This is a genomic window from Cellulomonas sp. C5510 (genome assembly GCF_019797765.1).
GTDB lineage: Bacteria > Actinomycetota > Actinomycetes > Actinomycetales > Cellulomonadaceae > Cellulomonas.
In genome coordinates, this window is record NZ_CP081862.1 from 84,812 (window position 1) to 104,331 (window position 19,520).

General features: G+C 75.9%; 18 protein-coding genes. 15 read left to right on the forward strand and 3 right to left on the reverse strand.

What is annotated here, in order from left to right:
• Positions 1–22: 22 nt before the first annotated feature.
• A complete protein-coding gene (locus K5O09_RS00385) occupies positions 23–895 on the reverse strand; it encodes a Gfo/Idh/MocA family oxidoreductase (protein WP_222170947.1) in 873 nt (290 codons plus the stop codon).
• A 179-nt stretch (positions 896–1,074) separates the two neighbouring features.
• Between K5O09_RS00385 and K5O09_RS00390 the strand changes: the two genes are divergently transcribed.
• The 14 genes from K5O09_RS00390 to K5O09_RS00455 all read left to right on the forward strand — a co-directional run bounded on the left by K5O09_RS00390 (position 1,075) and on the right by K5O09_RS00455 (position 16,799).
• Complete coding sequence (locus K5O09_RS00390; RefSeq protein ID WP_222170948.1) at positions 1,075–1,941, forward strand: IclR family transcriptional regulator; 867 nt, start codon at positions 1,075–1,077, stop codon at positions 1,939–1,941.
• Positions 1,942–2,121: 180 nt separating this feature from the next.
• Positions 2,122–3,525, forward strand: a complete 1,404-nt coding sequence (locus tag K5O09_RS00395) for a Gfo/Idh/MocA family protein (protein WP_222170949.1) — start codon at positions 2,122–2,124, stop codon at positions 3,523–3,525.
• A gap of 91 nt (positions 3,526–3,616) precedes the next feature.
• Positions 3,617–4,879 (forward strand): ABC transporter substrate-binding protein, encoded by a 1,263-nt coding sequence (locus K5O09_RS00400; RefSeq protein WP_222170950.1) that lies wholly within the window; start codon positions 3,617–3,619, stop codon positions 4,877–4,879.
• A gap of 7 nt (positions 4,880–4,886) precedes the next feature.
• Complete coding sequence (locus K5O09_RS00405; protein WP_222170951.1) at positions 4,887–5,822, forward strand: carbohydrate ABC transporter permease; 936 nt, start codon at positions 4,887–4,889, stop codon at positions 5,820–5,822.
• Positions 5,819–6,721: a carbohydrate ABC transporter permease gene (locus K5O09_RS00410; RefSeq protein ID WP_255595924.1), complete on the forward strand. Its 903-nt coding sequence runs from the start codon at positions 5,819–5,821 to the stop codon at positions 6,719–6,721. Before K5O09_RS00405 ends, K5O09_RS00410 begins: the two co-directional genes overlap by 4 nt.
• A 62-nt stretch (positions 6,722–6,783) precedes the next feature.
• Complete coding sequence (locus K5O09_RS00415) at positions 6,784–7,806, forward strand: NAD(P)-dependent oxidoreductase (RefSeq protein ID WP_222170952.1); 1,023 nt, start codon at positions 6,784–6,786, stop codon at positions 7,804–7,806.
• Entirely contained in the window at positions 7,806–8,930 is a 1,125-nt protein-coding gene (locus tag K5O09_RS00420; RefSeq protein WP_255595926.1) for a dihydrodipicolinate synthase family protein, read from the forward strand. Before K5O09_RS00415 ends, K5O09_RS00420 begins: the two co-directional genes overlap by 1 nt.
• Positions 8,927–9,937, forward strand: a complete 1,011-nt coding sequence (locus K5O09_RS00425) for a hydroxyacid dehydrogenase (RefSeq protein WP_222170953.1) — start codon at positions 8,927–8,929, stop codon at positions 9,935–9,937. The genes K5O09_RS00420 and K5O09_RS00425 overlap by 4 nt, the downstream gene beginning before the upstream one ends.
• The gene (locus K5O09_RS00430) at positions 9,934–10,806 is read left to right on the forward strand and encodes an HpcH/HpaI aldolase/citrate lyase family protein (protein WP_222170954.1); all 873 of its coding nucleotides are present in this window, start codon (positions 9,934–9,936) and stop codon (positions 10,804–10,806) included. Before K5O09_RS00425 ends, K5O09_RS00430 begins: the two co-directional genes overlap by 4 nt.
• Positions 10,803–12,227, forward strand: a complete 1,425-nt coding sequence (locus K5O09_RS00435; protein WP_222170955.1) for a hypothetical protein — start codon at positions 10,803–10,805, stop codon at positions 12,225–12,227. Before K5O09_RS00430 ends, K5O09_RS00435 begins: the two co-directional genes overlap by 4 nt.
• The gene (locus K5O09_RS00440) at positions 12,224–13,090 is read left to right on the forward strand and encodes an SDR family NAD(P)-dependent oxidoreductase (RefSeq protein ID WP_222170956.1); all 867 of its coding nucleotides are present in this window, start codon (positions 12,224–12,226) and stop codon (positions 13,088–13,090) included. The genes K5O09_RS00435 and K5O09_RS00440 overlap by 4 nt, the downstream gene beginning before the upstream one ends.
• A complete protein-coding gene (locus K5O09_RS00445) occupies positions 13,087–14,826 on the forward strand; it encodes a dihydroxy-acid dehydratase (protein ID WP_222170957.1) in 1,740 nt (579 codons plus the stop codon). The genes K5O09_RS00440 and K5O09_RS00445 overlap by 4 nt, the downstream gene beginning before the upstream one ends.
• A gap of 53 nt (positions 14,827–14,879) precedes the next feature.
• Positions 14,880–15,803, forward strand: a complete 924-nt coding sequence (locus tag K5O09_RS00450; RefSeq protein WP_222170958.1) for a dihydrodipicolinate synthase family protein — start codon at positions 14,880–14,882, stop codon at positions 15,801–15,803.
• A 66-nt stretch (positions 15,804–15,869) separates the two neighbouring features.
• Positions 15,870–16,799: an SMP-30/gluconolactonase/LRE family protein gene (locus tag K5O09_RS00455; RefSeq protein WP_222170959.1), complete on the forward strand. Its 930-nt coding sequence runs from the start codon at positions 15,870–15,872 to the stop codon at positions 16,797–16,799.
• A 12-nt stretch (positions 16,800–16,811) separates the two neighbouring features.
• On the opposite strand, the gene K5O09_RS00460 is transcribed toward K5O09_RS00455, so the two are convergent.
• Together K5O09_RS00460 and K5O09_RS00465 are read right to left on the reverse strand one after the other, a co-directional pair.
• The gene (locus tag K5O09_RS00460; protein ID WP_222170960.1) at positions 16,812–17,102 is read right to left on the reverse strand and encodes a helix-turn-helix domain-containing protein; all 291 of its coding nucleotides are present in this window, start codon (positions 17,100–17,102) and stop codon (positions 16,812–16,814) included.
• A gap of 4 nt (positions 17,103–17,106) precedes the next feature.
• On the reverse strand, positions 17,107–17,724 hold the full coding sequence (locus K5O09_RS00465; protein ID WP_222170961.1) for a DNA-3-methyladenine glycosylase I: 618 nt from the start codon (positions 17,722–17,724) through the stop codon (positions 17,107–17,109).
• A 241-nt stretch (positions 17,725–17,965) separates the two neighbouring features.
• Between K5O09_RS00465 and K5O09_RS00470 the strand changes: the two genes are divergently transcribed.
• Entirely contained in the window at positions 17,966–19,354 is a 1,389-nt protein-coding gene (locus K5O09_RS00470) for an MFS transporter (RefSeq protein ID WP_222170962.1), read from the forward strand.
• Positions 19,355–19,520: the final 166 nt, after the last annotated feature.

Below are 19,520 nucleotides of genomic sequence, written 5' to 3' on the forward strand. Positions count from 1 at the left end.
CCGCCGCGCCCGGGCCGGTCGGTCACGCGCACAGCGCGGCGAGGACGCGGACGGCGTCGACCAGTGCGGCACCCGACGGCGCCACGGTGCCGCTGCGCACGCCCGCGAGGAACCGGGACAGCACCGGCCGCAGGTAGTCGGCGCCCAGCTCGACCCGCACGTCCTCCCGCCCGTCGGCCCCGGTGACCGCCACCTGGTACGGCGTGCCGGCGCTATCGGCACCGCGACCGGGGGTCGCGACCGTCACCACCCCCACGTCCCGCCCGGCGGGGACCAGCGCCGTCCGGGTGCCGGCGCCGGCGACCACCGCGACCGGCCCGGACACCGGGTCGCGCAGCACCCCGAGGGCGGCCTCGACCACGTGCACGGCGGTGAACGCCAGGCCGCCGTGCGGGGACGCGGGGTCGGCCGGCCCGGAGGCCGTGACGGTCAGGCCGGACGGCGACGGGCGCCAGCGCGCGGCGAGGGCGCGCACGTCCGGGTGCAGGCGCAGGGCCGAGGCGCTGCTCAGCGGGAGCCCGTGCGCCGCGGCCAGCTCCACCAGCCGCGCCGCGTCCTCGGGGTCGGCGGTGAACGGCTTGTCGACGAGCAGCGGCAGGCCCGCCCGCAGCAGCGGCTCGGCCAGCGCGCGGTGCCCGCGGGCGTCCCGGGTGGCCAGCAGCACGGCCTGCACGCCGGAGCGCGCGAGCAGGGCCGCCGTGCGCTCCGGTGTGCCCGACCGCGTGGCCGCGGCGCCCGCGCGGCGGAGCGTGGCGAGACGGTCGTCCCCCGCCGGTTCGGCGTCCGGGACGGCGACGACGGCGACGTCGACACCCGGGCCGAGTGCGCCCGCCCGGGCGAGCCGCAGCACCTGGTCGACGTGCGTCGACTCGGCCCCGACGATCCCCAGTCGCATCCTGTCCTCCTGTGCGTTCGGCACGACCGAACAGCGGCGGAGCGCGGCGCGGGCGGGACCGGCTCGGCCTCGACGGGCGCGATCGGCCGTCCGCCTCGGACACTAGTCGGCGGTACCGAACAGCGGCTAGCCTGGCAGCACGGCGCCGGCGCGGCGCCCCGGCCTGCAGGGGAGACCACATGGAGCCGAGCCCGCCCGAGTCCGAGGACTCCCGGTACTGGGTGCGCTCGGTGGCCCGTGCCGTCGACGTGCTGGAGCTCCTGGCGGCTCGACCACCCGGTGACGGCATGTCCGTGACCGAGATCGGTCAGGCGCTCGGGCTGTCCAAGAGCGCGGCCTTCGCGACGCTGTACACGCTCACCCGTCGCGGGCTGGTGGCCGACGACGGCGCGGGCATGTCCCGGCGCTACCGGCTCGGCATGGCCCTCGCACGCCTGGGCTCGCAGGCGCTGGCGCAGACGTCGTTGCGCGACGTGGCGCGGCCGCACCTCGTCGCGCTGGCCCGCACCACCTCGGCGACGGCGCGGCTCGCGACGCTGGTCCAGGACCAGGCGGTCGTCATCGACCAGGTCGGCGGCAACGAGCGCATCCGGCTCGACCTGCGGATGGGCAGCCACGAGCTGCCGCACTCCACCGGCCTCGGCAAGGCGATCCTGTCGTGGCTGCCGCCCGACCAGGTGCGCGAGCTGGTGGGGCGCGTGGGGCTCATGCGCCGGACGTCGCGCACCATCACGGACGTCGACACGCTGGTCGCGCACCTGGCCGAGAGCCGCGCGCAGGGCTACGCCATCGACGACGAGGAGGACGCCGAGGGGGTGTTCTGCATCGGCTCGCCGCTGCTCGGGCACGACGGCGCGTGCGTCGGCGCGATCTCCATCACGGGCCTCAAGCTCGACCAGCCGGCGTGGCACTACCAGGAGCTCGGGCGCACCGTGCGCGACTCCGCCCGGCACATCTCCCGGGACCTCGGGTACGACCCGGACGCCCCCGCGGTGACGACGGTCGGCGGCCCCGAGGTGGTTGACGGGGCGGTCGCCCCGGACTAGCGTCCCGTCCCACTGCACGACCCGCCCCAGCCCGGGAGGGTCGTCGCGACGCAGGCCAGCCCCCTGCGCTCCGCCAGACGGTCGCCCTCGACGGGGAGGACGACCGCCAGCACGGCCCCGACGCCACGACGCGCACCGCGCGGACGAGTCCACGACGTGACGAGTCCCCAGGCGGTCGGCATGGCAACGAGCAGCGAGACGTCCCCGCGCACGACGGGCGCGCCCACCGGCGTCCCGGCGGCCGCGGCGACGCGGTCGCCGACGGCACCGGCCGCCCCCGCCCCGCGGTCGTGGGAGCACGCGCCGCGCCGCAGCACCGCCGACGCCGTCGCCGGACTGCCGCCGGTCACCGTCGCCCTGGTCGGCGCCGGCAACCGCGGCCAGACCTACCTGGCGTGGGCGCGGGCGAACCCGGGACGCGCCCGGCTGGTCGCCGTCGCCGACCCGCAGCCGCACCGGCGCGAGCTCGTCGCCGCGGGCGACCCGGGCGTCACGCACTACGACGACTGGCGGGACCTCGCCGCGCAGGGCCGGGTCGCGGACATGGTCGTGATCTCCACCCAGGACCGCGACCACGCCGAGCCGGCGGAGGCGTTCGCGGCGCTCGGCTACGCGGTGCTCCTGGAGAAGCCGATCGCCCCGACCGAGGCGGAGTGCCGCCGGATCGTCGCGGCGGTCGAGCGGGCGGGCGTGCTGTTCGGCGTCTGCCACGTCCTGCGGTACACGCCGTACACCGACCTGGTGAAGGAGGTCGTCGACTCCGGGGTCCTCGGCCGGGTGGTCGACGTGCAGCACCTCGAGCCGGTCGGCTGGTGGCACATGGCGCACTCCTACGTGCGCGGCCCGTGGCGGCGCGAGGACGAGTCGGCGCCGATGCTGCTGGCCAAGTCCTGCCACGACGTCGACTGGATCCGGTACGTGACCGGCCTGCGGGTCGAGAGGGTGTCGTCCTTCGGGTCGCTCACCGAGTTCCGCCCCGAGCACCGGCCCGCCGGCGCCGCGGACCGGTGCCTCGACTGCGCGCTCGAGCCCGGGTGCCCGTACTCCGCCCCGCGCCTGTACCTCGGCACGCTGCGCGCGGACGGCCCGGTCTGGCCGGTCACGGTCATCACGTCGCGCACGGACGAGCAGGGGGTCGTCGACGCGCTCCGCACCGGCCCGTACGGCCGCTGCGTGTGGGACTGCGACAACGACGTGGTCGACCACCAGGTCGTCGCGATGCGGCTCGAGGGCGGTGCCGCGGCGACGTTCACCATGACGGCGTTCTCCGAGCAGACCCACCGGCAGACGCGGGTGTTCGGCACGCACGGGTCGCTCGAGGGCGACGGCGAGCGGGTCCGCGTCGTCGACTTCCGGGACAACACCGTGCGCGTCCTCGACACCGGCGCGGCCGGCTCGAACGCCGCGGACGGCCACGGCGGCGGCGACGCCGGCCTCATGGACGCCTTCACCGCCGCGGTCGCCACCGGTGACCGCACCTGGGTCCGGTCCGGAGCGGCCGAGTCCCTCGACAGCCACCTCGTCGTGTTCGCCGCCGAGCAGGCGCGCCGGACCGGCGAGGTCCGGGAGGTGGGCGCCGCGTGACGGCCGCCGCCCGGGGCACCACGCACCACCCGCACGTCCCCCAGCAGTCCCTGCCTTCCCCCGACCCCAGGGTCCTGATCAAGGAGATGCGATGAGACTCGCGACGAAGTCGCTGGTGGCGGCCGGAGCCGCCTGCACGGTCCTGCTCGCCGGCTGTTCCTCCTCGTCCGACGGCGACGCCGCCGGCAGCGGCGAGGACGGAGCCCTGTCCGGCGAGGTCACGATGTGGATCTACCCGATCATCGCGGACGAGACCGCGCACCAGGACTTCTGGGACGCGCAGGTCGAGGCGTTCACCGCGGAGAACCCCGACGTCGACGTCACCGTCCAGGTGTACCCGTGGGCGGGCCGCGACGAGTCGCTGACCACCGCGATCGCGTCCGGCACCGGCCCGGACGTCGTGTACCTGATCCCCGACCAGCTCGCGACGTACCAGTCGTCGATCGAGCCGGTCGACGGCTACCTGTCCGAGGAGCACGTCGCCGACATCCTCCCGAACGTCGCCGAGTCGATCACCGTCGACGGCCAGATGCTCGGCGCGCCGCTGCTCACCAGCTCCAACCCGCTGGTGTGCGACAAGGCGGCGTTCGACGCGATCGGTGCCACCGAGTACCCGGAGACCTGGGACGACCTGCTGGACATCGCCCCGGACCTGGCCGAGCAGGGCATCTACGCCACGAACTACTGGGGCTCGCCCGAGGTCACGCTGAACATGACGTTCTACCCGCTGCTGTGGCAGGCGGGGGGCGACGTGTTCAGCGAGGACGGCACGTCGGTGGCGTTCAACTCGGACGCGGGCGTCGAGGCGCTCGAGTTCCTCGTCGAGCTGAACGAGGGCGGCTACCTCGAGCCCGACCTCATCACCACCACGCCGAGCATCGAGCAGACGGCGCTCGCGCAGAACAAGGTCGCCTGCACCTGGCAGTCCGGCCCGGCTGACGTCGAGGCGTACTGGGGCACCGAGAACATCGTCATCCAGCCGCCGCTGACCCACGAGGAGACGGTCGGCTACGGCACCGTCGGCTCGCTGTCGATGCTCAAGGGCTCGGAGAACAAGGACGCGGCCGGCGCGTGGATCGACTTCGTGACCTCGGCGGACCCGGTCACCGAGTTCGTCACCACCGCGAAGATGTTCTCCCCGCTGTCCTCGACCGGCGAGCTCTACGCGGACGACCCGGTGTACGGCGCGATCGAGAAGACGATCCCCGACACCACGGTCGGCCCGGTCAACGAGCACGCCCGCGAGGTGATGGGCGTCCTCGCCCCGGAGATCCAGGCCGCGCTGCTCGGGCAGAAGTCCGCGCAGCAGGCCCTCGACGACGCCGCGGCCTCGGCCGACGCCATGCTGGGCTGACCAGGCGATGACCTCTGCACTCCGCGAGCCCGCCGCGGCGCCCACGCGCCGCGGCGGGCCCGGCCGGGCCGGTGGCCGGTCGGTGATGGCGCGCTGGGACGCGCGGACCGGCCTGCTGTTCGCCCTGCCGACGTTCCTGCTGTTCCTGGCGTTCCGGTTCGGTCCGGCGATCGCCGGCGTCGGCCTGTCGTTCTTCGACTACGACATCTCCGGCAGCCTCGAGTGGGAGGGGCTGGCGAACTTCGAGCGCATGGTCGGCGACCCGGTGTTCTGGCAGGCCCTGCGCGTGACCGTGCTCTACACGCTGCTCGCCGTGCCGCTGTCCCTGGGGCTGTCCCTGGTGATGGCGCTCGCGGTGCGACGCCGGTTCCGCGGGGTGGGGTTCTTCCGGTCGGTGTTCTTCCTGCCGGTCATCACCTCGCTGGTGCTGGCGGGCACGGTGTTCGTCTGGGTGTTCTCGACCGACGGCCCGGTGTCGACGGTCTCGCAGTGGCTGGGCGGCAGCGGGCAGTCGTGGCTGTCCTCGTCGCTGCTGGTGGTCCCGGCGCTCGTGCTCGTGGGCGTCTGGTCGCGGTTCGGCTACGGGATGCTCATCCTGCTGGCCGGCCTCCAGGAGGTGCCGCGCGAGCTGGAGGAGGCCGCGCTGACCGACGGCGCCGGCCCCCTCGCTCGGTTCCGGTACATCGTGCTGCCGCACCTGAAGCCGTCGCTGTTCTTCCTCGCGGTCATCGAGACGACGGCGTCGTTCCAGGTCTTCGACCTGATCTTCGTCATGACCCAGGGCGGTCCCGCCCGCGGCAGCTACACCCTCGTCTACATGCTCTACGACCAGGGCTTCAAGTACGTCGACTACGGCTACGCCGCGGCGATCGGCGTCGCGCTGTTCGCCATGACGCTCGTCGTGGCCGTGGTCCAGCGACGCTTCCTCGGGAGGGAATCGTGAGCGCCCCCACCGCACAGGTCACGGCCCCGCCCGCCGTCCCGACGACCTCGGCCGGCCCGCACCGCCGCCCGTACCGCGCCCTCGAGCCCACGCGCCGGGGGAAGGTGCTGCGCGGGCTGCTGCTCGCGGCGGGCTCGCTGCTGACGATCTTCCCGTTCTACGCGATGGTCGTCATCGCGCTGCGGCCCGAGACGGCCATCGACTTCCCGTCGTCGCTGCTGCCGTGGAACCTCGACACCTCCGCGTTCCGCGACGTGCTCGCGGGGCAGGACATGCTGCGCTGGACGCTCAACAGCGTCATCTACTCCGTGGTGTCCGTGGTGGCGGTGCTCGTGATGGCGTCAATGGCCGGCTACGCGTTCGCCAAGAAGCGGTTCCCCGGGCGCGAGGCCATGTTCTGGTCGTTCCTCGCGATGGTGATGGTGCCGTACCACGTCACCCTCATCCCGACCTTCATCGTCATGGCGAAGCTCGGCGGCGTCGACACGTACTGGGGTCTGATCCTGCCGTCGCTGGCGAACGCCCAGGCGGTGTTCCTCATGCGGCAGTTCATCAAGGGGCTGCCGGACGAGCTGTTCGAGGCCGCGAAGATCGACGGCGCCGGGGAGTGGCGCACGTTCGCCACGATCGTGCTGCCGCTGTGCAAGCCGGTGCTCGCGACGCTCGGCACGTTCGTGTTCCTGTGGCACTGGAACGACTTCCTGTGGCCGCTCATCATCGGCAAGAGCGCGGACATGTGGACGCTCACCGTGGGCATCGCGTCGCTGCGCCAGCAGCAGGTGCCGCTGTCGGTGGTGCTGGCCGGGTCCGTCGTCGCCCTCGTCCCGATCTTCGCCGCGTACGCCGTCGCGCAGCGCTCGTTCCAGGAGGGCGTGGCGCAGACCGGCATCAAGGGCTGAGCCGCCGCGGCGACCGCCGCGCCCCCGGCCCCCCGTCCCGCAGACCCCACGGAAGGACCCGCATGTTCACCTCGGAGCAGGAGCTCGAGGACCTCCTCACCACCCCGTCGCCCGCGCTGGTCGCCGATCTGGCCCGTGGCGCCGGCGACCTGGTGATCCTCGGCGCCGGCGGCAAGATGGGCCCGACGCTCGCCGTGCTGGCGCGGCGTGCGCTGGACGCCGCGGGCCGCGACGGCGACGCGGTGCACGCCGTGTCCCGGTGGTCCGACGCCGCGCAGGCCGACCGGCTGCGCGCGGCGGGAGTCCGGGTGGTGACGGCCGACCTGCTCGGCGACGACGACCTGGCGGGGCTGCCCGACGGCGCGGACGTGCTGTTCATGGTGGGGGCGAAGTTCGGCTCCGCGTCGGCCCCGTCGTGGGCCTGGGCGGTGAACGCCGCGCTGCCGGACCGGGTCGCGCGGCGGTACCGGGACAGCCGGATCACGGCGTTCTCGACCGGGAACGTCTACCCGCTGGTGCCCGTCGGCAGCCAGGGCGCCGCGGAGGACCACCCCGTGGGCCCGGTCGGCGAGTACGCGATGTCGTGCCTCGGGCGGGAGCGGGTGTTCGCGCACGGCGCGCTGACCCGGGGGACGCCGGTGTCGCTGATCCGGCTCAACTACGCCGTCGACCTGCGGTACGGGGTGCTGTACGACATCGCCTCGACGATCCTCGCGGGCGAGCCGGTCGACCTCACCACCGGGCACGTCAACGTGGTGTGGCAGGGGTACGCGAACGAGGTCACGCTGCGCGCCACGGCGCACGCGTCGCCCGACGTCTTCACGCTCAACGTCACCGGGCCCGAGGTGCTGCCCGTCGAGCGGATCGCCCGGCGCCTGGCCACGGGGCTGGACCGCGACGTCGCGTTCACGGGCACGCCGTCGGGCACCGCGCTGCTCAACGACGCGACCCGGTGCCTCGACCTGTTCGGCTACCCCGACGTCACCGCGGGCACGCTCGTGGACTGGCAGGCGGCGTGGCTGGCGGCCGGGCTGCCGACCAGCGGGAAGCCCACCAAGTGGGCCGTCCGGGACGGGCGGTTCTGATGGCCGGCCCCACCGCCCCGGCCGCGCCCGCCACCCCCGCCCTGCCGCGCGAGGTCGGCGAGCTGCTGCGCGCCGGCACCGTCATCCCCGCGCACCCGCTCGCGCTCACGGAGGACCGCCGCCTCGACGAGCGGCACCAGCGCGCGCTGACCCGGTACTACGCCGCGGCCGGCGCCGGGGGCGTCGCGGTCGGGGTGCACACCACGCAGTTCGAGATCCGCGACGTCGGCCTGTACGAGCCGGTGCTGGCGCTCGCGGCCGACACCCTCGACGGCGCGCTGGGGGCCGGCCCGCGCCCGTTCGTCCGCGTCGCCGGGGTGGCCGGACCGACGGCGCAGGCCGTGGCGGAGGCCGAGGTCGCCGCGGGCCTCGGGTACCACGCGGTGCTGCTCAGCCCGCCGCGCCCCGCGCCCGGGGACCCGGTGCTCGCCGACCCCGCCCGGCTGGAGGACCACGCGATCGAGCGCGCGGCCGCCGTCGGGGAGGTGCTGCCGGTCATCGGGTTCTACCTGCAGGCCGCGATCCGCGGTCCGCGGCTGTCGCTCGACTTCTGGCGGCGGTTCGCGGAGCTGGAGGCGGTCGTCGCGGTCAAGGCCGCGCCGTTCGACCGGTACCGGACCCTCGACGTCGCGCGCGCGGTGGCCGGGTCGTCCCGGGGCGCCGACATCGCGCTGTACACCGGCAACGACGACGCGATCGTGGCGGACCTGCTGTCCGACCTGGTGTTCGACGGCCCGGACGGCGAGCCGGTCACGCGCCGCGTGGTGGGCGGGCTGCTCGGCCACTGGTCGGTCTGGACGCGGCGCGCGGTCGAGCTGCACGCGCAGGTCGGCCGGGCCCGTGCCGGCGACCGGGAGGCGCTGGCCGACCTGGTCGCACGGTCGGCTGCGGTGACCGACGCGAACGCCGCGCTGTTCGACCCGCAGCACGGGTTCGCCGGCTGCATCGCCGGGGTGCACGAGGTGCTGCGCAGGCAGGGGCTGCTCGCGGGCACGTGGTGCCTCGACCCGGACGAGACGCTGTCGCCGGGCCAGGCCGAGGAGATCGACCGCGTGCTCCGGCTGCACCCGTGGCTGTCCGACGACGACTTCGTCGCGGAGCACCTCGACGGGTGGCTGGCGTGACGGCCGTGCTGGTGGCGGTGCCCGCCGCGCTCCGGGCGGAGTTCTTCGACGTCGCGGCCGAGCGCGCCCTCGGCGAGGCCGCCGCGGCGCTCGGCGGCGGGGTGGCGTGGGTCGAGGGCGGGCCCGCGCTGCTCGCGCCGGGTGCCGCCTGGCCGCGGGCGCGCGTCCTGGTGACGACATGGGGTCAGCCGCTGCTCGACGCCGCGCTGCTCGACCGGCTGCCCGCGCTCGGGCTGGTCGCGCACACCGGCGCGACCGTGCGGCCGTTCCTGACCCCCGAGGTCGCGGCCCGCGGCGTCGCCGTCACCCAGGCCGGCCAGGGCATGGCCCGGTCGGTCGCCGAGGTGGCGCTCGCGTTCACGCTGGCGCTGCTGCACCGGGTGCCGCGGTTCGACCACGCGCTGCACGCCGGCGCGCCCTGGGCCGAGGCGGAGGCGGCCCCCGCGCGGCACGAGGTGCTCGGCGCGACGATCGGCGTGGTCGGCGCCTCCCGGACCGGCCGGGCGAACATCGCGCTGCTCCGGGCGCTCGGCGCGCACGTGCTGGTCAGCGACCCGTACCTCACCGTGGAGGACGCCGCGGCGCTCGGGGTGGAGCGGGCCGAGCTCGACGACCTGCTGCGGCGCTCCCGCGTCGTCGTGCTGCACGCGCCGTCGCTGCCGGAGACCCGGCACCTGATCGACGCGCGGCGGCTGGCGCTGCTGCCGGACGGCGCCGGGCTGGTGAACACCGCGCGGTCGTGGCTCGTCGACGAGGCGGCGCTGGTCGCCGAGCTCCGGACCGGGCGGATCGACGCGGCGCTGGACGTGTTCGACGAGGAGCCGCTGCCCGCCGGCCACCCGCTGCGGTCCCTGCCCAACGTGCTGCTGACACCGCACCACGCGGCGGGCACGGTGGAGGGGCGGCTCCGGCAGGGCGGGATCGTGGTGGACGAGGTGGCGCGGTTCGCGCGCGGGGACGCGCTGCGGCACGCGGTGACGGCGGAGGACCTGGAGCGGATGGCATGAGCGGGGACGGCGACGTGGTGCGGGAGGCGCGGGGCGCGGCGCGGGTGCGCGGGCGGTGGGCCGCCGGGGAGCCGGCACGCGGGGTGTGGAGCACCCTGCCGGACCCGGTGGTGGCGGAGCTGCTCGGCCGCGCGGGCTACGACTACGTGTGCGTCGACCTCCAGCACGGGATGACGGGCCCCGGCACGGTGCTGCCCGTCCTGCAGGCGCTGCGGCACACCCCGGCGACGACGCTGGTCCGCGTGCCGGGACCGGACCCCGAGCTGATGATGCGCGCGCTCGACCTCGGCGCCGACGGGGTCGTCGTCCCGATGGTCGACACCCCCGAGCAGGCGGCGGCCGCGGTGGCGGCGTGCACCTACCCGCCGGGCGGTGTGCGGTCCTGGGGGCCGATGTGGGGCGACGTGGACGGCGCGGCGCCCGCCCCCGCGGAGGCCGACGCCGCGCGGCTGGTCGTCGTCATGGTCGAGACCGCCGCCGGCCTGCGGAACGCCGCGGCGATCGCGGCGGTGCCGGGCGTCGACGCCGTCTACGTCGGCCCGAACGACCTCGCGCTCTCCCTCGGGCACGGGCGGGCCACGTACGCGACGTCCCCCGCGGTGCACGCCGCCCTGGACGGGCTGGTGGCGGCGGCGTCCGGCGCCGGCACCGCGGTGGGCCTGCACTGCGCGACGCCGGAGATGGCGGCGTACTGGCAGGCGCGCGGGGTGCGGATGCTGACGGTCGCCACCGACACGACGCTGCTGCGCGCCGGGTCGGCGGACGCGCTCGCCCGGGCGGGTGGCGACCCGGCGGCGGGCGCGCCGCCCGCCCGGCACCCCGGGGGCGGCCCGGGCGCCGTCGCGGCACCCGCGGAGATCGCATCGTGAGCGAGGCACCCGTGCTGCGGGACGCGACACCCGCGGTCACCACGTGGACCCCGCGGGAGTCCCGGCTGCACGCCGGCGTCGGACGGGCGGACATCACGCCGCCCGTCGGCGTCCGCGCGCACAACTGGGGCGCGTCCCGCACCGAGGTCGCCACGGGCGTGCACCGGCCGCTCACGGCGACGGCGCTCGCGTTCCACGACCCCGGCGCGGGCCGGTGGCGGTACCTGCTGACGCTCGACCTCGGGTGGTGGCGGGACGCGGCGTCGTTCGAGCGGCTCCGGGACCCGCTGCTGGGCGCCCTGGGTGCCGAGCCGGACGACCTGCTGCTGCACCTCGTGCACACCCATGCCGGCCCGTCGGTGTCGGACCGCGGCCTCGACCTGCCCGGGGCCGACCTGCTGGACGACTACCACCGCACGCTCGACGCGGGGGTGCTGGCGGCGTGCCGGCGGGCCCGCGACGCCGCGGTCGACGCCGTCGTCACGTGGGGGACGGGCTGGTCCGACCTGGCCGTCACCCGCAACCTGCCGTGCGGGGACCGGGACGTCGTCGCGTTCGACCCCGGGACGCCCGCCGACGGCACGCTCCTGGTCGGCCGGGTGTCGCCGGCGGGGGGAGGCGCGCCGCTGGGCGTGCTGCTCAACTACGCGTGCCACCCCACGACCCTCGCGCACCACAACAGCCTGCTGTCGCCCGACCTCGTCGGGGCCGCCCGCGAGGTGGTCGAGGCGGCTGCGGGAGCGCCGTGCCTGTTCCTGCAGGGCGCGTCCGGCGAGCTGTCGCCGCGCGAGCAGTACGGGCCCGGCACCGAGCAGGCCGACCGCAACGGCCGGGCCCTCGGGCACGCGGCGGTGGCCGTGCTGGAGCAGCTCGGGGAGCCGGGCACCCGCCTGCGGTTCGACGGGGTCGTCGAGTCCGGCGCACCGCTGGGGCTCTGGGTCCGGGAGCCCGCGCCCGCCCCCGCCGACGTGCGGTGCACGGCGCACACCGTCCCGCTTGCCGCGCGACCGGTGCCGACCGCCGAGCAGGTCGCGGAGCAGTGGGCCGGGATCGACCCCGTGGCCGCCGCCGAGCGGCTGCGCCGCGCCACCCGGCTCGCCGACGGCTACGTCTCCGGCGGGGTCGCCGGGCACCCGCTGTGGGTGTGGGGCCTCGGCGACGCCGTGCTCGTCGCGCACCCGGGCGAGGCGTTCTCGGCCCTGCAGACCGAGCTGCGCCGCCGGCACCCCGACCGCGCGGTGCTCGTGCTCAACCTCACCAACGGCCCGGGGTTCGTCTACCTGCCGGACCGCGCCTCCTACGACCGCGACCGGTACCAGGTGTGGCAGACGCTCCTGGCCCCGGGCGGCCTGGAGGACCTGACCGCCGCGGCGGACGCCGCGGTCGCCGCCCTGCCCCGACCCCGCGAGGTGACCGCATGACCGCCCCCGCCGCCCCGTCCGCCGTGCCCACGCCCTCCGTCCCGACCGCCCCGCCTCGCCCCGGGCGCTCGGTGGTCGTCACGGGCTCGTCCTCCGGCATCGGCCGGTCCATCGCGCTCCGGCTGGCCGCGGACGGCTGGGCCGTCGTGGTCGTCGGCCGGGACGCGGGGCGGGTGGACGCGGTCGTGGCCGAGGTCCGCGCGGCCGGGGGGACCGCCGCCGGCTGCGTGGGCGACGTCGCCGACCGCGACCTGCACGCGCGGCTGCTCGCCGCGGCGCTCGACCTGGCGCCGCTCGGCGGCTGGGTCAACTGCGCCGGCACCACGGTCCGCAACGGCCTGACCGAGCTGTCCGAGCAGGTGACGCTCGACATGGTCCGCGGGAACCAGCTCGGCTCGCTGTGGGGCTGCGAGACGGCCGTGGCGCACTGGGCCGGCGCCGGCGCCGGCGGCGCCGTGGTGAACATGTCCTCCGTGCACGGCCGCGCGGCCTACCCGGAGCACACGGTCTACGAGATGACCAAGGCCGCGGTCGAGGCCCTGACCCGGTCGGTGGCCGTGACGTACGCGGCGCACGGCATCCGGGCCAACGCCGTCGCGCCGGGCGCCGTGCGCTCGCCCGCCCTGGAGGCGTCGTTCGACAGCGCCCCCGACCCGGCCGCCGCGCGGGAGTTCCTCGCCCGGCGGTCCCCCGCGCTGCGCATCGCCGAGCCGGAGGAGGTCGCGGCGGTCGTCGCGTTCCTGCTCTCCGACGACGCGTCGTACGTCTCGGGCCAGACGGTCGCGATCGACGGCGGCTGGACCGCGGCGCTGGGTGCCGACCCGGAGGAGCCGGGCGCGCGCCGGTCGGGGGTGGGCGCGTGACGCTGCGCAGCGCCGGCTGGTTCGCCGGGGACGACGAGGTGGCGGTGCTGCACCGCGTCGCCCTGCGGCTCGGGCCCGAGGACGCCGGACGTCCGGTCATCGGCATCGCGGACACGGCGTCGGACCTCAACCCCTGCAACGCCGGGTTCACCGCGCTCGCCGAGCACGTGGCGGCCGGTGTCCGTGCCGCGGGCGGTGTGCCGGTGCGGTTCCCGGTGATGTCGCTGGGCGAGGACCTCATGAAGCCGTCCGCGATGCTCTACCGCAACCTCGTCGCGATGGAGCTCGAGGAGACCGTCCGGGCCTACCCGCTGGACGGCGTGGTGCACCTGGCGAACTGCGACAAGACCGTCCCCGCCGCCCTCATGGCCGCCGCCAGCGCCGACGTCCCGGCCCTGCTGCTGCTCGGCGGCGCCCGGTCGGCGCCCGAGTTCCGCGGCCGGCCGCTCGGCGCGGGCACCGACCTGTGGCGGGCGCTCGACGACCGGCGCGCGGGCGTGCTGGACGACGCCGGCTGGCGCGGGCTGGAGCAGTGCCTCGCGTGCGCCGGGCCGGGCGCGTGCAACGTCATGGGCACCGCGTCCACGCTCGCGATGCTGACCGAGGCGATGGGCATGGCCCTGCCCGGCACCGCCCTGCTGGACGCCGTCGGTCCCGCCATCGAGGCCGCGGCGCGCGCCACCGGCGAGCGGGTGGTCGCGATGGTCCGCGCGCAGGAGCGCCCCTCCGCCCGCCTGACGCAGGCGGCGCTCGACACCGCCGCGCGCGTGCTCGCGGCGGTGGGCGGGTCGACGAACGCGGTGATCCACCTCGCGGCCGTGGCCGGGCGGCTCGGGCTCGACGCCTCGCTCGCCCGGTTCGACGCGCTGTGGCGGGACGTCCCGCTGCTCGCCGACGTCGAGCCCTGCGGGTCCGGCCTGGTGCACCGCCTGCGCGCGGACGGCGGGCTGCCGACGGTGCTGGCCGCGCTCGCGGCGGGCGGGCTCGTGGACCTCGACGCCGCGGCCGGCGACGGGCGGCCGTGGCGGGACGTGCTGCCGGCGTACCCGGAGCCGGGCGCCCCGGGCTCGCTGGTGCGCACGCCCGACGACCCCGTCCTGCCCGCGCCGACGCTCGCCGCCGTCTCCGGGTCCCTCGCGCCGTCCGGGGCCGTCATCAAGGTCGCCGCGGCGAGCCCGGAGCTGCTCGCCCACACGGGCCGCGCGGTCGTCTTCGACTCGTACGACGACATGCGCACGCGGCTGGACGACCCCGCGCTCGAGGTCGACCCCGGCGACGTCCTCGTCGTGCGCGGGTGCGGCCCCGTCGGCGTGCCCGGCATGCCGGAGTGGGGCATGGCGCCGATCCCGCAGCGGCTCGTCGAGCGGGGGGTGCGCGACATGGTCCGCGTCAGCGACGGGCGGATGAGCGGCACGTCGTTCGGCACCGTCGTGCTGCACGTCGCCCCCGAGGCCGCCGTGGGCGGTCCCCTCGGGCTGGTCGAGGACGGCGACCCCGTGCGGCTCGACGTCCCGGCGCGCCGGCTCGACCTGCTCGTCCCCGACGCCGAGCTGGACCGCCGCCGGGCCGCCCGCTCCGGTGCGACGCCGCGGGCCGGCGCGACGCACCTGCGCGGCTGGCCGCGGCTGTACGCCGACCACGTGCTCCAGGCCGACCGGGGCGCCGACCTCGACTTCCTGACCGCGCCGACCCCGGCGCACCGCACCTTCGTCGAACCCGTCGTGGGCCGCTCGTGACCGCGCCCCGCGACCCCCACCCGACCGCACGACCCACTCACCGAGGAGACCCGATGTCCGCACCGCGGCCCCTGGCCGGCGTCCTGCCGGTCGTCCAGACACCGTTCGCCGCCGACGGGACCGTCGACGATGCCGCGCTGCGCCGCGAGGTCGACTGGGTGATCGACCAGGGCGCCCACGGCGTCACCACCGGGATGGTCAGCGAGATCCTGCGCATGACGTCCACCGAGTGCGCGCGGCTCGCCGAGGTCGTGGCCGAGCAGGCGCGCGCCCGCGGGGCGCTCTCCGTGGTGAGCTGCGGCGCCGAGTCGACGTTCGGCGCGGTGGCCGCCGCGCGGCACGCCGAGTCGGTCGGCGCCGACGCCGTCATGGCCATCCCGCCGATCACCGTGCAGCTCGGCGACGACGCGCTGTTCGGCTACTACTCGGCGATCGTCGAGGCCACCGGGCTGGGCGTCGTGGTGCAGGACGCGTCCGGGTACGTGGGCCGGTCCCTGTCGATCGAGCTGCAGATGCGGCTGCTCGACCGGTACGGCGACCGCGTGTACTTCAAGCCCGAGGCGGCGCCGATCGGGCAGCGGCTGACCCTGCTGCGGGAGGCGACCGGCGGGCAGGCGCGGGTGTTCGAGGGCACCGGCGGCGCCGCCCTGGTCGACTCCTACCGCCGCGGGATCGTCGGCACCATGCCGGGGTCCGAGGTGACGTGGGCGATCGTCCGGCTCTGGGAGCTCGTCGAGGCGGGCCGCTGGGACGCCGCGTACGAGATCAGCGGGCCGCTGTCCGCCCTCGTCGCGCTGCAGACCTCCATCGACGTGTTCGTGGCGGTCGAGAAGCACCTCCTGGTGCGGCAGGGCGTGCTCGAGCGCACCGACGCGCGGGCGCCGCACGGGTTCGTGCTCGACCCCGAGACCCGCGACGAGGTGGACCGGCTGTTCGACCTGCTGCGCACCCGGACGCTGACGGACCGGGTGGCGTGAGGCGCGCGGCGGCGGCAGGGTCCGCGGGACGCGCGGGGGCTCCCGCGTCGTGCGAGGCTGCGTGAGGTGACCGACCTGCGCACCGTGCCCCTGCCCGACCGCCGGATCGACGCCGCGGAGCTGGTCCCGCCGGACGCGCCGGAGGCGGTGGTGCTCGGCGAGGTCCGCGCCCGGCTCGGCGAGCGCCCCCTGCTGGACGCGCGTGACGGCTCCCTGGTCTGGGTCGACATCGACGCGCGCAGCGTGCACCGCTGGGCCGGCGGCGACCACGCGCGCGACGAGGTGGTCAGCGTGCCGTCGCAGGTCTCGCTCGCGTGGCCGACCGGGGGCGGGCTCCTGCTCGCGACGGCCGACGGGATCGGCGTGCACGACGGGACGACGCTCGGCCCGCTCACCCGGCCGGGGACCATGCCGGGGGACTACCGGTTCAACGACGGTGCCTGCGACGGCGCGGGGCGGCTGTGGGTCGCCACGATGCCGCGCGACGGCTCCACGGGCGAGGGGACGGTCTACCGCGTCGCGGCGGTCGCCGACGGGGCGCTCGACGTCACCGCGGTCGTCACCGGCGTCGGGTGCGGCAACGGCGTCGCGTGGAGCCCCGACGGCTCGACGCTGTACCTCACGGACTCGGCGACCCGGACGGTCTACCGGGCCCCGTTCGACGTGGCGGCGGGCACGGTCGGCGCGTGGGAGCCGTTCCTGGCGTTCGCGTCGGACGGCCCGATGCCGGACGGCACCACCGTCGACGCGGACGGGTGCCTGTGGGTGGCGCTGTACGGCGGGGGCGCGGTGCTGCGGTTCGGGCCGGACGGCACGCCCCGCGGGGCGGTGCGGGTGCCGACGGCGCGGGTGACGTGCCTCGGCTTCGGGGCGCCGGGCACGGGGCGGGCGTACGTGACGACCGCTCACGCGGACGGCGACCCGCTCGCGGGGGCGGTGTTCGGCGTCGACGTGGCGGTGGACGGGCTCCCGGTGCGGGAGTTCGGGGAGGGCTGAGGCGGCGCGTCCTCACTCCGCGGTGTCGGCTCGGGGCTCCAGGGTGAGGCGCGCCCCGAGGGCGTCCGCGAGACGGACGAGCGTGTCGCGCGTCGGGTTGCCGAGGCCGCGCTCGATGCGGCTGACGTCGGCCTGCTGGACCGAGGCGCGCTCCGCGAGGGCGGACTGGCTGAGGCCCCGGGCGTGCCGCAGCTCGGCGCCGAGGCGCTGCTCGGCGCCGAGCCGGGTCCGGAGCTCCTCCCCGGCGCGCGGCGCGGCCTCCGGTCCCGGCGACCAGGTCCCACCGTCGGCGCCCCGGGACACGTCCTCACCCCACGGTGCGGGCGAGCGCGACGGGGCAGTCGGCCAGGTGGTCGTCGACGATCCCGCACGCCTGCATCGCGGCGTACGCCGTCGTCGGCCCGATGAACCGGAACCCCTGCCGCTTGAGCTCCTTGGCCAGCGCCGCGGACTCCGCGGTGGACGCCGGCACGTCGGCGAACGTGCGCGGGCGGGGCCGGGTGCCGGCGAGCGGAGCCGCGGACCAGAACAGCTCGTCGAGGCCCAGCCCGCGGTCGTGCAGGTCCAGCAGCGCCTGGGCGTTGGCGACGGCCGCGGTGATCTTCGCGCGGTTCCGGATGATGCCGGTGTCGGTCATGAGCCGCTCGACGTCGTGCTCGTCGTAGCCCGCGACGACGGCCGGGTCGAACCCCGCGAACGCCTCCCGGAACCCCTCGCGTCGTCGCAGGATCGTGATCCACGACAGGCCCGACTGGAACGCCTCGAGCGTCATCCGCTCGAACAGCTCGCGCTCGCCGTGCACGGGGACGCCCCACTCCTCGTCGTGGTAGCGCTCGTACAGGGGGTCGCCGTCGCCGAAGCAGCGGCGGCCGACCGGGCCGGTGGTCGTCGTGGCGGGGTCGTCGGTGGCGTCGCTGCTCGTCATGCCGCCACTCTGCCGCAACGGCCCGACACCCCGCGGTGGTGGTCCCCAGCCCGCACCTCCGCGCGGCCTGTGGACGGTCGGACGACCTCCCACCACGATGTGGACACGGCTTGTCTGACAAGTGAGACGGCGTAAGGTCGCTCGGGCGCTGGAGCACCGACCGTCCCGCGAGCCGACCCCGGAGCGCCCCGACGACCGCCGGTGGTCCGCGCCACCCGGACCGTCGAGGAGTCGTCACCGCATGTCTGCCACCACCGCCGCCACCAGCACGCCGCCGGGCGCGTCCCGGCCGCTCAACTCGCCCTCCCGCGTCATCGCGGCGAGCCTCGTGGGCACCACGATCGAGTTCTACGACTTCTACGTCTACGCGACGGCCGCGGTCCTCGTGTTCCCGAAGCTGTTCTTCCCGACCGGCAACGACACCACCGCGCTGCTCGCGTCGTTCGCGGTGTTCGGCGCCGCGATGGTCGCCCGCCCGGTCGGCGCCGTGTTCTTCGGCCACCTCGGGGACCGCCGCGGGCGCAAGACCACGCTGGTCTACTCGCTGCTGACGATGGGCATCGCGACCTTCCTCATCGGCGTGCTCCCCACGTTCGGCCACATCGGCATCGGCGCCACCGTCGCGCTGCTGGTGCTGCGGCTCGCCCAGGGCTTCGCGCTCGGCGGCGAGTGGTCCGGCGCCGCCCTGGTGGCCACCGAGAACGCGCCCGCCGGCAAGCGCGCCTGGTACGGGACGTTCCCGCAGCTCGGGGCGCCGCTCGGCTTCATCATCGCGAACGGCCTGTTCCTCGCGATCAACGGCCTGCTGGGCGAGGGGTCCGAGGCGTTCATGGCCTGGGGCTGGCGGATCCCGTTCCTGTTCTCGGCCGTCATGGTCGTCATCGGCCTGTGGGTGCGGCTGCGCCTGGTGGAGTCCGAGGCGTTCACGACCGCCGAGAAGAAGGGCCGGCTCACCAAGCTGCCCCTCGGCACGACGCTGCGGTTCCACTGGCGCGAGACCCTGCTCGGCACGTTCATCATGCTGGCGACCTACGTGCTGTTCTACCTGATGACGAACTTCACGCTGACCTACGGCACCCGCGCCGTCGCCCCGGAGGACGGCGAGCCCGGCGGCCTGGGCATCCCGTACGTGCACTTCGTGCTCATGCAGATCCTGGGAGTCGTGTTCTTCGGCCTCTTCACGCTGCTCTCCGGGCCGCTCGCCGACCGGATCGGACGCCGGCGGCTGTTGATCTGGGTGACCTCCGGGATCATCGCGTTCGGGATGACGTTCGCGTTGTTCCTGCCGCTGCGCGAGGACCAGGTCTTCACCGGGGCGCTCGTGCAGGCGTTCCTCGTCCTCGGCTTCACCCTGATGGGCGCGACGTTCGGGCCGATGGGCGCGCTGCTGCCCGAGCTGTTCCCCACGAACGTCCGGTACACGGGCTCCGCGGTGGCCTACAACGTGTCGTCGATCCTCGGCGCCGCGCTCGCGCCGATCGTCGCGCTCGCCCTGTGGGGCCTGGCGGACGGCGGCACGTGGCTGGTCGGCCTGTACCTGTCGGGCGCCGCGGTGCTGACGCTCGTGGCGCTGCTCCTCACGCGGGAGACGAAGGACCAGGACTACACGCGGGCGTCGCACGAGGGCTGACGCGGGCGCCGGACGGGCGGGCATGGCCTCGTCGCACCAGCGAGGAGGCCATGCCCGGCACGCCGGCGCTCTCCGGCAGCTGATGGTCCGTGAAGTCCGCAGCACCGACACCGCGCCACCAGTGCCGGCCCACGCCGTCGTCGGGGTGCCCCCGGAGGTCGCCGGC

Coding starts and splice junctions, on each gene's coding strand:
- K5O09_RS00385 (WP_222170947.1), bottom strand. CDS start 895: ATGCGACTGGGGATCGTCGGGGCCGAGTCGACGCACGTCGACCAGGTG.
- K5O09_RS00390 (WP_222170948.1), top strand. CDS start 1,075: ATGGAGCCGAGCCCGCCCGAGTCCGAGGACTCCCGGTACTGGGTGCGC.
- K5O09_RS00395 (WP_222170949.1), top strand. CDS start 2,122: ATGGCAACGAGCAGCGAGACGTCCCCGCGCACGACGGGCGCGCCCACC.
- K5O09_RS00400 (WP_222170950.1), top strand. CDS start 3,617: ATGAGACTCGCGACGAAGTCGCTGGTGGCGGCCGGAGCCGCCTGCACG.
- K5O09_RS00405 (WP_222170951.1), top strand. CDS start 4,887: ATGACCTCTGCACTCCGCGAGCCCGCCGCGGCGCCCACGCGCCGCGGC.
- K5O09_RS00415 (WP_222170952.1), top strand. CDS start 6,784: ATGTTCACCTCGGAGCAGGAGCTCGAGGACCTCCTCACCACCCCGTCG.
- K5O09_RS00420 (WP_255595926.1), top strand. CDS start 7,806: ATGGCCGGCCCCACCGCCCCGGCCGCGCCCGCCACCCCCGCCCTGCCG.
- K5O09_RS00430 (WP_222170954.1), top strand. CDS start 9,934: ATGAGCGGGGACGGCGACGTGGTGCGGGAGGCGCGGGGCGCGGCGCGG.
- K5O09_RS00440 (WP_222170956.1), top strand. CDS start 12,224: ATGACCGCCCCCGCCGCCCCGTCCGCCGTGCCCACGCCCTCCGTCCCG.
- K5O09_RS00450 (WP_222170958.1), top strand. CDS start 14,880: ATGTCCGCACCGCGGCCCCTGGCCGGCGTCCTGCCGGTCGTCCAGACA.
- K5O09_RS00465 (WP_222170961.1), bottom strand. CDS start 17,724: ATGACGAGCAGCGACGCCACCGACGACCCCGCCACGACGACCACCGGC.
- K5O09_RS00470 (WP_222170962.1), top strand. CDS start 17,966: ATGTCTGCCACCACCGCCGCCACCAGCACGCCGCCGGGCGCGTCCCGG.